The organism is Streptomyces camponoticapitis (assembly GCF_014646115.1).
GTDB classification, from domain to species: domain Bacteria; phylum Actinomycetota; class Actinomycetes; order Streptomycetales; family Streptomycetaceae; genus Streptomyces; species Streptomyces camponoticapitis.
This window is the reverse complement of record NZ_BMMV01000002.1, coordinates 60,780-76,229: the sequence shown is the minus strand read 5'-3', so window position 1 is coordinate 76,229 and position 15,450 is coordinate 60,780. Positions and strand designations below refer to the sequence as shown.

General features: G+C 71.1%; 10 protein-coding genes and 1 pseudogene. 6 read left to right on the top strand and 5 right to left on the bottom strand.

All coding sequences use genetic code 11. The annotated features are described in order from the left end of the window. Positions 1–78: 78 nt before the first annotated feature. Positions 79–664: pseudogene (locus tag IEY79_RS38615) on the bottom strand (AfsR/SARP family transcriptional regulator); the annotation flags it as partial. A 148-nt stretch (positions 665–812) separates the two neighbouring features. Continuing rightward, the gene (locus IEY79_RS03025) at positions 813–2,900 is read right to left on the bottom strand and encodes a SpoIIE family protein phosphatase (protein WP_189105698.1); all 2,088 of its coding nucleotides are present in this window, start codon (positions 2,898–2,900) and stop codon (positions 813–815) included. Between the two features lie 268 nt (positions 2,901–3,168). On the opposite strand from IEY79_RS03025, the gene IEY79_RS03020 reads away from it, so the two are divergent. Both IEY79_RS03020 and IEY79_RS03015 read left to right on the top strand, forming a co-directional pair. Beyond that, positions 3,169–5,598, top strand: coding sequence for a beta-L-arabinofuranosidase domain-containing protein (locus tag IEY79_RS03020; RefSeq protein ID WP_189105697.1), 2,430 nt, complete (start codon positions 3,169–3,171; stop codon positions 5,596–5,598). 249 nt (positions 5,599–5,847) lie between these two features. After that, positions 5,848–7,641, top strand: a complete 1,794-nt coding sequence (locus tag IEY79_RS03015; RefSeq protein ID WP_189105696.1) for a pectate lyase-like domain-containing protein — start codon at positions 5,848–5,850, stop codon at positions 7,639–7,641. Positions 7,642–7,749: 108 nt separating this feature from the next. Here IEY79_RS03015 and IEY79_RS03010 read toward each other — a convergent pair whose 3' ends face one another. Then, on the bottom strand, positions 7,750–7,899 hold the full coding sequence (locus IEY79_RS03010; protein ID WP_189105695.1) for a hypothetical protein: 150 nt from the start codon (positions 7,897–7,899) through the stop codon (positions 7,750–7,752). Between the two features lie 202 nt (positions 7,900–8,101). Here IEY79_RS03010 and IEY79_RS03005 point away from each other — a divergent pair, with 202 nt between their 5' ends. Both IEY79_RS03005 and IEY79_RS03000 read left to right on the top strand, forming a co-directional pair. Next, positions 8,102–8,590, top strand: coding sequence for an NUDIX hydrolase (locus IEY79_RS03005; RefSeq protein ID WP_189105694.1), 489 nt, complete (start codon positions 8,102–8,104; stop codon positions 8,588–8,590). Between the two features lie 140 nt (positions 8,591–8,730). Next, entirely contained in the window at positions 8,731–9,489 is a 759-nt protein-coding gene (locus IEY79_RS03000) for a glycoside hydrolase family 75 protein (protein ID WP_229700588.1), read from the top strand. A gap of 76 nt (positions 9,490–9,565) precedes the next feature. On the opposite strand, the gene IEY79_RS02995 is transcribed toward IEY79_RS03000, so the two are convergent. Both IEY79_RS02995 and IEY79_RS02990 read right to left on the bottom strand, forming a co-directional pair. Further along, entirely contained in the window at positions 9,566–11,089 is a 1,524-nt protein-coding gene (locus IEY79_RS02995) for an amino acid permease (protein ID WP_189105693.1), read from the bottom strand. Between the two features lie 98 nt (positions 11,090–11,187). Continuing rightward, entirely contained in the window at positions 11,188–12,186 is a 999-nt protein-coding gene (locus IEY79_RS02990) for a hypothetical protein (RefSeq protein WP_189105692.1), read from the bottom strand. Between the two features lie 274 nt (positions 12,187–12,460). Here IEY79_RS02990 and IEY79_RS02985 point away from each other — a divergent pair, with 274 nt between their 5' ends. Beyond that, positions 12,461–13,999 carry an FGGY family carbohydrate kinase gene (locus IEY79_RS02985; protein ID WP_189105691.1) on the top strand — a complete coding sequence of 513 codons (1,539 nt, stop codon included), beginning with the start codon at positions 12,461–12,463 and terminating at the stop codon, positions 13,997–13,999. Continuing rightward, positions 13,996–15,438: an NAD(P)/FAD-dependent oxidoreductase gene (locus IEY79_RS02980; RefSeq protein WP_189105690.1), complete on the top strand. Its 1,443-nt coding sequence runs from the start codon at positions 13,996–13,998 to the stop codon at positions 15,436–15,438. The genes IEY79_RS02985 and IEY79_RS02980 overlap by 4 nt, the downstream gene beginning before the upstream one ends. Positions 15,439–15,450 lie beyond the last annotated feature (12 nt).

Below are 15,450 nucleotides of genomic sequence, written 5' to 3'. Positions count from 1 at the left end.
GTCGGTCTCGTCGTCGAGAAGCAACCGGGCGTGCAGGTCGCGCAGTTCCCTGCCCGGCCCCGTGCCGAGCCGGTCGGCCAGCAGGGCGCGTACCTCCTCGTACGCCTGGAGCGCTTCGGCCCGCCGTCCCGCCGAGCGCAGCGCCGTGATCCTGGCCGCCTGCAAGGGCTCGTCCAGCGGCGCCTCGGCGGCCAGCGCGGCGAGTCCCGGCAGCGCGCGCTCGGCGCGGCCGAGCCTGACATCGGCCGTCAGGCGGTCGCGGCGCGCCTCGGTGTGCCGTTGCCGCGCGTACGGCGAGCGGGTCGATGTCACCGGCCGGAAGATCCGCGAGTGCCGGCCCGCGCCACAGCGCCAGCGCCTCGTCCAGCACGGAGGCGGCGCGAGTGACGTCGCCGCCGTCGAGCGCCGACGCGCCGTCCGCGGCGAGCCGTTCGAAGCGGAACACGTCGATGTCGTCGCGCTCCACCGCCAGCCGGTAACCGCCGGGCACCGAGGCGATCGCGTCGCCCCCCAGCGCCTTCCGCAACCGCCCGATCAGGGCCTGGAGCGCGGCGGGCTCGTCGGCGGGCGGCTCGTGCGCGTCGTCCCAGACCTGGGCGGCCAGCCGGCCGGCGGGTACCGTGCCGCCGCCTGCGGCGGCGAGCGCGGTGAGCAGTGCGCGCATCCTCGCGCCGCTGACCGGCACCTCGGCGCCGTCCGGGCCGAAAGCCCGGGTCGCGCCGAGTACGTCGTAGCGGTAGGTCACCGGCCCATTCTCCCCGGCGTCGGAGGCCCGCCGCCCCCGGTGCGCGTCGCGGGCGTCCCGCACCCGGTCACGCGGCGCGGCCCGTCGGGGTGAACTCGCACCACACGGCCTTGCCGTCCCCGCGTGGCTCCACCCCCCAGCGTGCCGCCACGGCGTCGATCATCAGCAGCCCGCGCCCGGATGTCGCCGCCTCGCCGGGCCACCGCCGCCGTGGCCAGGCGCTGGAGCGGTCCTTCACCCAGAGCCGTACCCGACGGACGGGTCCGGGCACGACCTCCAGGGTGAGGACGGCGCTTCCCTCGGTGTGCAGCAGCACGTTCACCAGCATCTCTCCGGCGGCCAGCTGCACGTCGTCGACCAGGGCGGGCATGTTCCAGTCCACGAGCGCCTGGCGCAGCACGGAGCGGGTCTCCACCAGGCCCTCCGGGTCGGCCTGGTGGATGTACTGGTGGATACGGGGCGCCTGACGAGTGCCGGGGTCGGGCGCCCGGTGCAGGACGAGGAGCGCGACGTCGTCGCCCGTCGCCCAGCGCTGCCACAGGCCGTCGGCGAGATGGTCGGCGAGCGGGTCCGCGCCACCGGGCCCGGTGCGCACGGCGTGGGCGAGTTCCCCCATGCCCTCCGTGATGTCGAGTCCCGGTTCCTCCACGAGGCCGTCGGTGCACAGGACGAACGTCTCGCCGGGCACCAGATCGAGCCTGGTCTCGGGGAAGTCCTCCTGGCCGAACTCGGTGGCCAGGCCGAGGGGCAGCCCGCCGCGCAGATGGGGCCAGCCGGTCCTGCCGTCGGTGTGCCGGACGATCGGGCCGAGATGCCCGGCGCGTACGGCGCGTACGACTCCGGAGGAGAGGTCGAGCTGGGCGTACGTACAGGTCGCGAAGCGCTCGGTGTCCAGCTCCACCAGGAACCGGGAGGCCCGCGCGAGGACGGTCGCCGGTGGATGTCCCTCGCCGGCGAAGGCGCGCAGGGCGATCCGGAGCTGGCCCATGATCGCGGCGGCGTGTGTGTCGTGTCCCTGGACGTCGCCCACGACGACGCCGACCCGTCCGCCCGGCAGGGCGATGACGTCGTACCAGTCGCCGCCGACCTCCCGGCCGCTCCAGGCGGCGTGGTAGCGCACCGCGATCTCGGCGCCCGAGAAGGACGGGATGTCGCGCGGGAGCATGGATGCCTGGAGTCCGGTGGCGAACTCCCGCTCCTCGTCGAAGAGGATCGCGCGCCGGAGCGACTGGGCGACGATGCCGGCCAGGCCGAGACAGATCTCGCGGTCCTCGGCCGTGAAGTGGGTGCGGCCCCGGTAGAAGAGCGCGAGGCCGCCGATGGCGCGTGCCTCGGCGACGAGCGGGAGGAAGGCCGCCGCGTCGAAGCCCTGACCGCAGGCGTACGGGCCGAGCACCGCCGGGTCGTCGGCGGCTTCGGTGAGTTCGGGGAGGTCAGGGGCTTCGCCGAGTCCCGGGAGCGAGGTGGAGAATCGTGCGCGCCGGGTGAGGGCCGCCTCGGCGAGCGGCATCGATTCTTCCAGCGCGGCGCCCGGCGGGTCGCCCGCCCTGCCCAGGGAGACCCCGGACAGGGCGACGAGTTTCACCGAGCCGCCGTCGACGATGCCGAGCGCCAGCCCGTCGGCGCCGAAGCGCTCCAGGCCGCCGCTGTCGCTCAGGACGTCGGTGACGTCATCGACGGTGACCGCGCGGGAAAGGGCCTCGGTGATGCCCTGGAGGATCGTGGTCAGCCGTCGTCGGCCAGCCTCGTCGGGGCTGATCTCGGGGAATTCGGTCAGCTCGGTGCTCGCGTTGCGGACGATTCCGATGACGCGGTGCGGGACTCCCCGGTCGTCGCGCAGGATACGGGCTCTGACGTGGGTCCACTGGCGGAGTCCGTTACGGCGCTTGACCTGGAAGTACGCGCCGTAGGAGGAACGGCCGCCGCGGATCGCCCGGTCCACCGTGGAGTCGAGGCGCATGCCCTCCTCGGGTGGGAGACGGGGGCGCAGGGTCTCGGGGTCCCCGTCGTACTCCCCCGCGCGCAGGTCGAACACCGCCAGCCCCGCCGCATCGAGTTCGAGGGTCCTGTGTCTCAGGTCCCAGTCGAAGCTGCCCATGCGGTTCAGGGCGAGGCGCTCGTCCGCACCGATGGCCGGGCGGTTCCGTCCTGCCATGTGCCCGCTCCGGAAATAGGGATTCTATAAGAAAGCGTAACTTTACTTACATCTCATCGCATAATGTCCCTGGTCGGCTCCTCGGCAGGCTTCGCCGCACGGGCCATGGCGGCTCCGCCAGGGGCGGCCGGGGGACAGCGCCGGACCGCGGCTTCGCCCTCGTCGTGTCATGTACCTGGACACGACGAGGGCGTCGTGCTGTGATGCCAACTGCCGCTCTTTCCAACGTTGTACAGACTTCGTTCGATGCTCGTGGACGGGAGACCCGATGACGCTCGACCGACGACACTTCCTCGGCACCGGCGCCCTCGCGATCGGTGGTGCGGGCCTGCTGGGGCCGCTGGCGCCGACCGCCGCGGCCGTACCGCCGGCGCGCGGCGGCTGGTACACACCGAACGTCGCGCCGCTCGCCCCCACCGCCTTCCAGAAGCTGCCGCTGGGCAGCGTCACCCCGCGCGGCTGGCTCACCGGCCAGCTGCGGCTGCTGCTCGACGGACTGTTCGGCCGGTACGCCGAGGTCTCGCACTTCCTGCGCTTCGACGACTCCGGCTGGGTGCACCCCGAGAAGAACGGCTGGGAGGAGGTCACCTACTGGCTGCGCGGTTACGTGGACCTGGCCGCCCTCACCGGCGACGAGGCCGCCCTCGCCACCGCCCGCCGCTGGATCGACGCGATCATCGCCACCCGGCAGCCCGACGGTTTCTTCGGGCCGACCCGCCTGCGTACGGCGCTGAACGGCGGACCGGACTTCTGGCCCTATCTGCCGCTCCTCCAGGCGCTGCGCTCGCACGAGGAGTTCACGGGCGACGAGCGCGTCGTGCCCTTCGCCGTCCCCTTCCTGCGCTACATGAACGCGCAGGGGCCCGGTGCCTTCAACTCCAGCTGGGTGTCGAAGCGGTGGGGCGACGGTCTCGACATCGTCTTCTGGCTCTACAACCGCACCGGCGAGTCCTTCCTGCTCGAACTCGCCGACAAGATGCACACCCACGGCGCCAACTGGGTCGACAACTTCCCGGACCTGCACAACGTCAACATCGCGCAGGGCTTCCGCGAGCCGGCCCAGTACGCGCTGCGGTCCGGCTCGGCGGAGCTGACCCGTGCCACGTACCGGAGTTACGCCGCCGTGATGGGCACCTACGGCCAGTTCCCCGGCGGCGGTTTCGCCGGCGACGAGAACTCCCGCCCCGGCTTCGACGATCCCCGGCAGGGCTTCGAGACCTGCGGCACGGTCGAGTTCATGGCCAGCCACGAACTGCTCACCCGGATCACCGGCGACCCCGTATGGGCCGACCGGTGCGAGGAGCTCGCCTTCAACCTGCTGCCCGCGGCCACCGATCCGCGGGGCCGGGGCATCCACTACGTCACCAGCGCCAACAGCATCGAACTCGACAACACCGCCAAGAACCAGGGCCAGTACCAGAACGGCTTCGCCATGCAGGCGTACAAGCCGGGGATCGACACCTACCGCTGCTGTCCGCACAACTACGGCATGGGCTGGCCCTACTTCACCGAGGAGCTGTGGCTGGCCACCCCCGACCGGGGGCTCGCGGCGGCGATGTACGCGCCGAGCCAGGTGCGCGCGAAGGTCGCCGACGGTACGGAGATCACCGTCACCGAGTCCACCGACTACCCCTTCAAGGAGACCGTCACCCTCACCGTCGGCACGCCCCGGCGCCTCGCCTTCCCGCTCTATCTGCGGATTCCCGGCTGGTGCGATGATCCTCAACTCAGCGTCGCCGGACGGCGCGTGGCCGTGCCGGGCGACGGGCCGCGGTTCTTCAAGGTCGAACGCGAGTGGCGCGACGGCGAGCGGGTGACCCTGCGGCTGCCGCAGCGCACGACCGTACGGACCTGGGACGACAACCACGGATCCGTCAGCGTGGACCACGGACCGCTCACATACTCGCTCAGGATCGGCGAGCGGTACGAACGGTTCGCCGGCACCGAGGACTTCCCCGAACTCTCGGTGCACCCCACCACCCCGTGGAACGTCGGCCTCGCGCCCGACCCGCTCCGCGGGCTGCGGTTCACCGCCGACAGCGGTCCGCTCGCCGCGAATCCCTTCACCCATGAGGGCACACCGGTACGGATCACCACGTCGGCGCGCCGCATCGAGGAGTGGGTGGCCGACGACCAGCGTGTCGTCGCTCCGCTCCAGGACAGCCCGGCCCGCAGCACCGCGCCGCCAGAGCAGGTGACGCTCGTCCCGATGGGCGCGGCGCGGCTGCGGATCACCGCCTTCCCGACCGCGTCGCCCGCCGGACGGGCCTGGATTCCGGAGCCGCCGTTCCGCCGGGTGCGGAACAAGCACAGCGGAAAGGTGCTCGCGGTGGACGGGATGTCCCTCCAGGCGGGCGGGCGTGTCGTGCAGTACGACAACTCGGGGACGGCGGACCACGCCTGGCAGTTGGCACCGGCGGGCGGCGGCTGGTTCCTGATCCGCAACGGCAACAGCGGGAAGATCATCGGGGCCGAGGGCAGGTCGACGGCGAACAGCGCGCGCGTCGTCCAGTTCGACGACGACGGGAGCGGCGAGCATCTCTGGCAACTGGTCGACCGGGGCGAGGGCTGGTCCCTGATCCTCAACCGGCACAGCGGGAAGGTTCTTGGTGTCGACGGGATGTCGACGGCCAACAGCGCGCAGGTGGTCCAGTTCGAGGACAACGGCACGGACGACCACCTCTGGCAACTGATCTGAGCCGAGTGGCAGCTGATCCGAGCCGGGGCCCCTCCGGCCGGGTGACCGGGGCCCCTGACCGCCGGCGCCGCAACTCGGCGCCGGCGGTCACTAGTTGTCCGCAACGCAACCCGTGACGGCCCATCTGTTCACAACTCTTGACGTGTACGAAACAGCGGAGCAGCATCAGCCGTGCATCCAGAGAGCGCTCTCTCGTGATTCGTGGAGTGCTCCCCGGGTGTTCCCCCCACCGTTCACGACTCAGGAGAGATGCCCGTGCACGCTCCCCCCATCGGTTCTCCGGCGTTCCACGGCGCCTCACCGCCGTCCCGTCGAGGACTCGCGGCGACGCTCGCCGCCACCCTGGCCGCGACCCTGCTGGCCTTCGTCCCGAGCAGCCCCGCGCATGCCGACCCGATCGAGGGCGGCGGCGATCTCGGCCCCAATGTGATCGTCTTCGACCCTTCGACGCCCGACATCCAGGGCAAGCTCGACCAGGTCTTCGAACAGCAGGAGTCGGCCCAGTTCGGCTCCGGCCGCTACCAGTTCCTCTTCAAGCCGGGGACGTACAACGGTCTCAACGCCCAACTCGGCTTCTACACCTCGGTGTCGGGTCTCGGGCTCTCGCCCGACGATGTGAACATCAACGGCGACGTGACCGTGGACGCCGGCTGGTTCAACGGCAACGCCACCCAGAACTTCTGGCGTTCGGCCGAGAACCTGTCGCTCAACCCGGTCAACGGGACCAACCGCTGGGCCGTCTCGCAGGCCGCGCCGTTCCGCCGTATGCACGTCAAGGGCGGGCTCAACCTGGCTCCCGACGGTTACGGCTGGGCCAGTGGCGGCTACATCGCCGACAGCAAGATCGACGGCAGCGTCGGCCCGTACTCCCAGCAGCAGTGGTACACCCGCGACAGCTCGGTCGGCGGCTGGCAGAACGCCGTGTGGAACATGACGTTCTCCGGTGTCGAGGGCGCGCCCGCGCAGAGCTTCCCCGACCCGCCGTACACGACGCTGGAGACCACCCCCACCTCCCGCGAGAAGCCGTTCCTCTATCTGGACGGCGCCGACTACAAGGTGTTCGTGCCCGAGAAGCGCACGAACGCGCGCGGGGTGACGTGGGACAGCGGCGCGCCCGCGGGCTCGTCGATCGATCTGGACCAGTTCTACGTGGTCAAGCCCGGTGCGACGGCGGCGACCATCAACGCGGCGCTCGACCAGGGCCTCAACCTGCTGTTCACGCCCGGCGTCTACCACGTGGACGAGACGATCGACGTCGACCGCGCGAACACGGTCGTCCTCGGTCTCGGACTCGCCACGATCATCCCCGTCAACGGGGTGACGGCGATGAGGGTCGCCGATGTGGACGGGGTGAAGCTGGCCGGCTTCCTGATCGACGCCGGTCCGGTCAACTCCGAGACGCTGCTGGAGGTCGGGCCCGAGGGATCGTCGGCCGACCACGCCGCCAACCCGACGACCGTGCAGGACGTCTTCATCCGCATCGGCGGAGCCGGTCCCGGCAAGGCCACCACCAGCATGGTGGTCAACAGCGACGACACGATCATCGATCACACCTGGGTGTGGCGGGCGGACCACGGTGACGGGGTCGGCTGGGAGACCAACAGGGCCGACTTCGGTGTACGGGTGAACGGCGACGACGTCCTGGCCACCGGGCTGTTCGTCGAACACTTCAACAAATACGACGTCGAGTGGTACGGCGAACGCGGCCGGACGATCTTCTTCCAGAACGAGAAGGCGTACGACGCGCCCAACCAGGCGGCAATCCAGAACGGCGACACCAAGGGGTATGCCGCCTACAGGGTCGACGACTCGGTCGAACAGCACGAGGGCTGGGGTATGGGCAGTTACTGCTACTACAACGTCGATCCGACGATCCAGCAGCACAACGGTTTCGAGGCGCCGGTGAAACCGGGCGTGAAGTTCCACCATCTCCTGGTGGTCTCGCTCGGCGGGCAGGGCCAGTACGAGCGGGTGATCAACGACATCGGCGAACCCACGTCAGGGACGTCGACCATCCCCTCGGTCGTGGTCCAGTTCCCCTGACCCGACAACCGACCTGACGCGCCGGACCGGCCGCGTCCCCGGGCAGTGCCCGGCCTCCCCAGAGGCCGGGCACTGCCGTGCGCGGGTCCCACAGCGGTCTGTGCCGGGTCAGTGCCTGCCGCCACGGAGCTTGCCGAGAAGGCGGCGGGCCTGCGCGCGCTTCCTCGGGTCCGACGAGGCCGCGCGCGCCTGACCGATCACGCGCCGCCCCTGCGGGCTGCGGGTGAAGGCCTTGATGCGATCGATGATTCCGGGCATGCCGTCTCCTGCGCTTTCGATGACACCGACGGCCCCGTTGCAGGGCCTCGGACTACGTCTACCCCCTGTAACGCGTGGAGACTCGCATTGCGTTCCCATTACCTCCCCTTTGCCTTCGATACGACTCCGCCGGTCCACCTCCCGTCCCCCGATATGCCGTCCCCCGATGGCGCCCCGGTCCGACCCCGCCCAGACTGACGTGATGTCAGGGAAGCGAAGCGCCGGACTCCTGCTCTACCGGATCACGGAGTCCGGCGGCACCGAAGTGCTCATCGGGCACATGGGCGGCCCGTTCTGGGCGGGTCGCACGCGGGCCGCGTGGTCGATCCCCAAGGGCGAGTACGGTCCCGACGAGACGCCGGAGGACGCGGCGGCCCGGGAGTTCGAGGAGGAAGTCGGGTACCCCGCGCCCGACGGGCACCGGGTACCACTGGGCGAGATCCGTCAGTCGGGCGGCAAGACGGTCACCGTATGGGCGATCGAGGCGGACTTCGATCCCTCCCTCGCCGTACCCGGCACGTTCACCATGGAGTGGCCGCGGGGCTCCGGCGTGGAGCGTGAGTTCCCGGAGCTGGACCGGCTGGACTGGTTCCCGCTGGACGAGGCCGTGGAGCTGCTGGTGTCGGGGCAGCGGATCTTCCTCGGCCGACTGGCCGTGCACATGACGGACCGCGTGGACGACGGGGCCTGATCCGCGGGACACGGCCCGGTGCCTTGGAGAAGCGGCCCGCCCGCGCGAGGATCCAGCGGTCCGGGAAACCGGGCGTCCCCACGACGGGACGCCCGGACGCCCCGCAGCCGAGAGAAGCGTCCGGAAAGGGATACGTCCCCGTGCTCCACAGATCTCACGTGTACGCCGCCGCCGGCGCGGTACTGCTCGCCGCTTCGGCCCTGCCCCCCGGCGCGCGACCCGCCGCGGCGCTCGACACCCCGCATCCGCCGCATCCCGCGCCGCGGAGCGGGGCCCCCGGCCCGCCGCCGGCCCGGAGCTCCCTCCGCCCGGAGGTTTCGGTCACGGCCGGCGCCCTGCTGGCGAAGGTCCAGGGCTGCGCGCCCGTCTCCGAGGGCCGCTACCGCACGGACCTGGACAAGCCAGCCGACATCCCTGTGTGCGGCAAGAAGGGCGCCGTCTTCTGGAAGGCCGACCTGGACATCGACTGCGACGGCCAGGTCACCGCGCGCTGCAACAGGGGGACCGACCCCTGGTTCCACGGAGAGACCGCCTTCCACCGGTCCGACGGCAGACCGCTCAACGCCGAGACGCTGCCGTACGTCGTGGTGCCCGCGCCCAGCGCCATCTGGGACCACGCCTCGTCCGGCATCCGGGGCGGCGCTGTCGCGGCGCTCGTCCACAGGGACCGGGTGGAGTACGCGGTGGTGGGCGACACCGGACCGGCGGGGATCGTCGGGGAGGCGTCGTACGCGGCGGCGCACTCGCTCGGGATCGACCCCGACCCCTCGCGCGGCGGTGCCCCCTCGGGAGTGACGTACATCCTGTTCAAGGACTCCCGGGTCACACCGATCGAGAGCCGGTCGGCGGCGGTGGAGCTGGGCGGCCGGCTGGCCAGGAAGTTCCTTCTGGAGAACTGAGAAAGACGTCCTCGGTACGGAGGGGAGGCCGGCGCCGTCTCCGTACCGAGGACGTGATCCTTCACGTCCCGCCGGTCTACACGATTCCCTCGGAGATCTCCGACTCCTCGCGCGCGCTGCCGTACGACTGCGGGGTGCTGTACGAGCCCCGCGCCGCGTACCACCAGGCCGTGGCCAGCGCCAGCACGACGGCCAGCGCGACCACCGCGTAGTTCATGGTGTCCGTGGTGACCGGGTTCTTCTGGGGCAGGCAGAAGATCACCGTGACGATCACGACCCAGGTGACGGCTGTCCAGCCGATGGGCTTGCTCCACCGGCCGAGCGTCCAGGGGCCGGGCTGGAAGCGGTCGCCGGCGCGCAGCTTCAGGTAGATCGGGATCGCGTAGGCGGGCGTGATGCCGATGACGTTGATCGCCGTCACGGCGCCGTACGCGGTCGGTGAGTACAGCGAGGGCAGGGCGAGCACGCACGCGAAGCCGACCGACAGCCACACCGCGGGCACCGGGGTCTGTGTACGGCTGCTGACGCGGCGCCACAGGGCGGATCCGGGGAGGGCGTTGTCACGGCTGAAGGCGAACACCATGCGGCTGGCCGCGGCCACTTCCGCGTTGCCGCAGAAGAGCTGCGCCATGATCACGACAAGCAGGAGAGCGCTGGCGCCGTTGGTGCCGAGGACGTCGATGAAGATCTGCGCGGGGGGCACGGCGGCGCCGCTCGTGTCCGCGTAGTTCTGGATGGCGAAGGTCAGACCGGCGAGGAGCGCGAAGCCGGCGATCCAGGAGACCCAGATGGCGCGCACGATGCCGCGCGCGGCGGAGACGGAGGCGTTGGACGTCTCCTCGGAGAGATGGGCCGACGCGTCGTAGCCGCAGAAGGTGTACTGGGCGAGCAGCAGACCGATGGCGGCGACATAGATCGGGTTCTGCCAGCCGGTCTCGTTGACGAATTGCGTGAAGACGAATTCGGGCGACTGGTGATTCTTGGGGACGACGGCGAGAATACCGACGATCAGCGCCACACCGCCGAGGTGCCACCAGACGCTGATCGAGTTGAGCACGCTGACCAGCCGGACGCCGAAGAGATTCAGCGTCGCGTGCAGCAGCAGGATGCAGATGAATATGATCATGGTCCAGCCGGGCGTGGCCTCGAAGCCGAACTGGAGGTTGAGAAACGCGCCGGTGAACAGGGCGGCGCCGTAGTCGATTCCGGCGATCGCGCCCAGCAGCCCGAGCAGGTTCAGCCAGCCGGTGTACCAGCCCCACTTGCGTCCGCCGAGCCGGTCGGCCATGTAGTAGAGCGCACCCGACGTGGGATAGGCGCTGGTCACCTCCGCCAGCGCCATGCCTATGCAGAGGACGAAGAGACCGACACCCACCCAGCCCCACAGCATCACGGCCGGCCCGCCGGTGATGAGGCCGAAGCCGTACAGGGTCATGCATCCCGACAGGATCGAGATCACCGAGAAGCTGATGGCGAAATTCCCGAAACCGCCCATCCTGCGGGCGAGGACGGGCTGATAACCGAGTTCCCTCAGCCGTTCTTCCTCGTCCCGCTGCGGAACGGGTTCCGACTTCGACCAGGCCGGTGGAGAGACGGACATGGCAGTACCTCCGGGTACGGAGAAATCAAGGAGAGTGGGGGATGTGCGGTGGGGACCTCGCGGGGCCGGGGCCGGAACCGGTGTGAGGAGTGGTGGGTCTAGGAATCCGTTTTCCGTTCACGGTCGGCGGCGAAGCATCGGGCGCGGGCGCGGGCGAACACCTCCTCGGCCTGTGCGGAGTCGTCCGGGCCGCGGGCCCGGTAGGCCCAGGGCACGGGCGTGTAGTACGGCCCCAGTGCCTCGAAAACCCTCGCGGCCTCGGACAGTTGGAGCGAACCCCAGAGGGCGTGCGCCAGATAGTTCAGGTCCAGCAGCGAGTTCTCGGTGGGCACCGATCGGTCGAACCAGATGTGCAGGGCCCGCAGCGCGTCCCGGGTGGCGTCCTCGGTGACCCAGTGCAGGTCCAGCGCCTTCTCGTTGCCGCCCTCCCGGCGGTACCGCTCCACCCGTACGAAGAGCGGGAGGGCCTGGAGCGCCGACCCCTCGGGCGCGGACGAGGCCGCCCACTGGACGAAGTTGACGGCCTCGGACAGCGAGCCGTCGGCCCGGCGCGCGTACACGAACTGAAGCATCCGGTGGTACGCCTCGCGGTTGCCCGGGTCACGCTTGTCCGCCTCGGCGAGCAGCGCCCAGGGGCCGGGGAAGAGCATCGGCCCCGGGGGTGCCAGCCGGTTCTCCTCCATCCGCTGTCTGCTGTCGAGTTGGGCCAGGGCGAGCAGACAGACCCATGGGACGGGGTCGGCCGGCACGAGCCGCGCGGTGCTGTCGCACGCCTCCCACGCCTGCCGCCACAGATCGGTGGTCCGCGCGTGTCCCTCGCGGTGCGCGCGCAGGGCGCGCTCCACGGTCACCCGCGTCCGCATGACGACGGCGGCCGTGTTGTCCGGCTCCTCGGCCAGCCAGGTGTGGACGGTGTCCGAGCCCGCGGCGACGGTGGCGAGCACCTGCGTACGCTGGGTCCACAGGGCCCAGCCACGCGTCCCGGCGAGCAGCTCACGCATCGACAGCCAGCGGCCGGTTCTCAATTCCTGTACGGCCGCCCGGAGTTCGCTGTCGTGGCCCGCTGGGTGATAGAGCGGACGAAAGCGATCGCTCACGTACCCTCCGCCCGGTTCTCCCGCAACTCCGCCTCTTTCCGGTGCAGTTCGAATCCCCTGTGCCATCAGGGCACTTGAGAATCTCCCTACTCAGTGATACTTACTCCGCTGTTATTCGGCGATCAGTGTAGGTGCCAACGCAAGGGCCCCAGGAACACTTTGCTGATCTTAGGCAACCCTGAGTGCATGTCGTGACCTTGACGTGTCGGGCGGGCTGCATCACCCTTTCGCTCAGTGATCGGACGATCACCGCACTCCGACCGAAGAGCGTGACATGCCGCCTGCTCAGCACTCCCCCGGCAGCATCGCCGTGGACCCGGCCTCGCGACCGGTTCTCGCCGTCGACCAGGGCACCTCGTCCACCAAAGCCCTGGTGATCTGCCCGGAGCGCGGGGTGATCGGCAGCGGTACGGCGCCTGCGCCTCCCCGCTACGCGTCCGGCGGAGTGGTCGAGGCCGATCCCGCCCTGCTGCTCTCCTCGGTCGTCGACGCGGGACGCCGGGCGCTCGCCGACGCCGGCGAACCCGTCGCGGCGGTCGGGCTGGCCAACCAGGGCGAGACCGTGCTCGCCTGGGATCCGGACACCGGCGCGCCGCTCACCGACGCGATCGTGTGGCAGGACCGGCGCGCCGCCTCGGTCTGTGCCGAACTCGCCCCGCACGCCGACATGCTGAGAGAGCTGACGGGGCTGCCGCTGGAGCCGTACTTCGCCGCGCCCAAGATGGCGTGGATCCGGCGGAGCCTGACCCGCGAGGGCGTCGTCACCACCTCCGACTCCTGGCTCGTCCACCGGCTGACCGGGGAGTTCGTCACCGACGCGGCGACGGCGGGGCGCACGCAGCTGCTCGACCTCGACACCACCGAGTGGTCCCCCGCCGCGCTGGGCGTCTTCGGGATGAGCGACGAGCGCCTGCCCCACGTCGTCGACTCGGCGGGACAGTTCGGCGTCACGACCGCATTCGGGGACCCGATCCCGCTGACGGGCCTGCTGGTCGACCAGCAGGCCGCGCTGCTCGCCCAGCGGGTGACCGAGCCGGGCACGGCCAAGTGCACCTACGGCACGGGGGCGTTCCTCCTCGCGGGGACCGGGGCGCGCCCGCTGCGCAGCCGCACCGGTCTGGTCGGCTGTGTGGCCTGGCGGCTCGGCGGCCGGAGCAGCTACTGCCTGGACGGACAGGTCTACACGGCTGCGTCGGCCGTGCGGTGGCTGAGCGATCTCGGCGTGATCTCCGGCGCCGAGGACCTCGACCGGGTGGGCTCGTCCGTCGCCGACAGCGGGGGCGTGACCTTCGTACCGTCGCTCGCCGGGCTCGCCGCGCCGTGGTGGCGCGGCGATGTGAAGGGGTCGATGACCGGGCTCAGCCTGGAGACCGGCCCCGGGCATCTGGTGCGGGCGCTGTGCGAGGGCATCGCGGCTCAGGTCGTGGGGCTGGCGGACGCGGTGGCCGAGGACACCGGCATCGCCCTGGAGTCGCTGCGGGTCGACGGCGGGCTGACCCGGTCGGAGCTGCTGATGCAGACACAGGCGGATCTGCTGCAACTGCCCGTCGAGGTCTCCCCGTTGCCCGATGCCACCGCGCTGGGGGTCGGTGCCGTCGCCCGGATCGGGCTCGACCCCGGCATGAGCGTGGAGCGGGCCGCGCCCCGGTGGCGGCCCGAGAAGGTCTTCGAGCCGAGGATCGGGCCGGCCGAGGCGGCCGAGCGGCTGGGCGTCTTCCGTACGGAGGTGGCGGCGATCGTCGCCCGCACGCCATCCGCCGGACAGCCGGCCGCCGCGCTCGCGAACACCGGCGCCGGTACGGTCACGCCATGACCGTCACCATGTCCGGGCCGCTGCCGGACGAGGTGTACGACGTGGTGGTCGTGGGCGCCGGGGTCGTCGGCACGGCGATCGCCCGCGAGCTGGCCCGCTACCCGCTGCGTACCGCCCTGGTCGAGGCCTCCGGGGATGTCGGCGACGGTACGTCGAAGGCCAACACGGCCATCCTGCACACCGGTTTCGACGCGGTGCCGGGATCGCTCGAAGCCCGGCTCGTCCGCGAGGGCAGGGACCGGCTCGCCGCGTACGCCGAGGAGTGCGGCATCCCCGTCGAGCCGATCGGCGCCCTGCTCGTGGCCTGGGACGAGGAACAGCTCGCCGCTCTGCCCGCGCTCGCCCGCAAGGCCGCGCGCAACGGGTACCGGCGTACCCGTACGGTCGCCGCCGACGAACTCCGCGGCCGCGAACCGCATCTGGGCAGCGGCGCGTCGGGCGCGCTCGAAGTCCCCGGCGAGAGCATCATCTGCCCGTGGACGACGACGCTCGCGTACGCGACCCAGGCGGTACGGAGCGGGGTCGACCTGCATCTCAACTGCCCTGTGACCGGCGTGAGTGAGTCCTCCGCCCGCTCACCGCGTCTGCTCACCACCGGACGCGGGACGCTGCGCGCCCGGTGGCTGGTCAACGCGGCGGGGCTGTACGCCGACGAGTTCGACCGGCTGCTCGGCCACACCGACTTCTCGGTGACACCCCGGCGCGGTCAGCTCATCGTCTTCGACAAGCTCGCCCGCGCGTTGGTGAGTCATATCCTGCTGCCGGTGCCGACGGCGCTCGGCAAGGGAGTCCTGGTGTCGCCGACCGTGTACGGCAATGTGATGCTCGGTCCGACCGCGGAGGACCTGGACGACAAACGCGCGACCGGTTCGACCGCCGAGGGACTGGCGTTCCTGCGGGAGAAGGGCCGGCGGATCGTGCCGGAACTCCTCGACGAGGAGGTCACCGCCGTGTACGCGGGGCTGCGCGCGGCCACCGAGCACGACGACTACGCGATCCGTTCACACCCGGAGCAGCGGTACGTCACGGTGGGCGGGATCCGGTCGACGGGGCTCACCGCGTCGATGGCGATCGCCGCCCATGTGGTGGAGCTGCTGACGGAGGCGGGGGCCAAGGTGGGGACGGCGAGGGACCTCCTGCCGGTCACGATGCCGAATCTCGGTGAGGCGTATCCCCGTCCGTACCAGCGCGCCGATCTGATCGGGGCGGATCCCGAGTACGGGGCCATCGTGTGCCACTGCGAGCGGGTCTCGCGGGGCGAGATCCGTGACGCGCTCGCCGCCGACATCCCACCGTCCTCGCCCGAGGGTCTGCGGCGGCGCACCCGGGCGCTGGGCGGCCGGTGCCAGGGGTTCTACTGCGGGGCCGCGGTGCGCGCCCTGCTGGACGCGTCGGGCGCCGACGCGTGGTCGTCGTCCCGTACGGAGGCCGCACGGTGAGCGGCGAACTGT

Bases quoted from the DNA above. Each gene is read 5' to 3' on its own strand.
- IEY79_RS02985 (WP_189105691.1), top strand. From the start codon at position 12,461: ATGCCGCCTGCTCAGCACTCCCCCGGCAGCATCGCCGTGGACCCGGCC.
- IEY79_RS03010 (WP_189105695.1), bottom strand. From the start codon at position 7,899: ATGCCCGGAATCATCGATCGCATCAAGGCCTTCACCCGCAGCCCGCAG.
- IEY79_RS03015 (WP_189105696.1), top strand. From the start codon at position 5,848: ATGCCCGTGCACGCTCCCCCCATCGGTTCTCCGGCGTTCCACGGCGCC.
- IEY79_RS03020 (WP_189105697.1), top strand. From the start codon at position 3,169: ATGACGCTCGACCGACGACACTTCCTCGGCACCGGCGCCCTCGCGATC.
- IEY79_RS03005 (WP_189105694.1), top strand. From the start codon at position 8,102: ATGTCAGGGAAGCGAAGCGCCGGACTCCTGCTCTACCGGATCACGGAG.
- IEY79_RS02980 (WP_189105690.1), top strand. From the start codon at position 13,996: ATGACCGTCACCATGTCCGGGCCGCTGCCGGACGAGGTGTACGACGTG.
- IEY79_RS03025 (WP_189105698.1), bottom strand. From the start codon at position 2,900: ATGGCAGGACGGAACCGCCCGGCCATCGGTGCGGACGAGCGCCTCGCC.
- IEY79_RS02995 (WP_189105693.1), bottom strand. From the start codon at position 11,089: ATGTCCGTCTCTCCACCGGCCTGGTCGAAGTCGGAACCCGTTCCGCAG.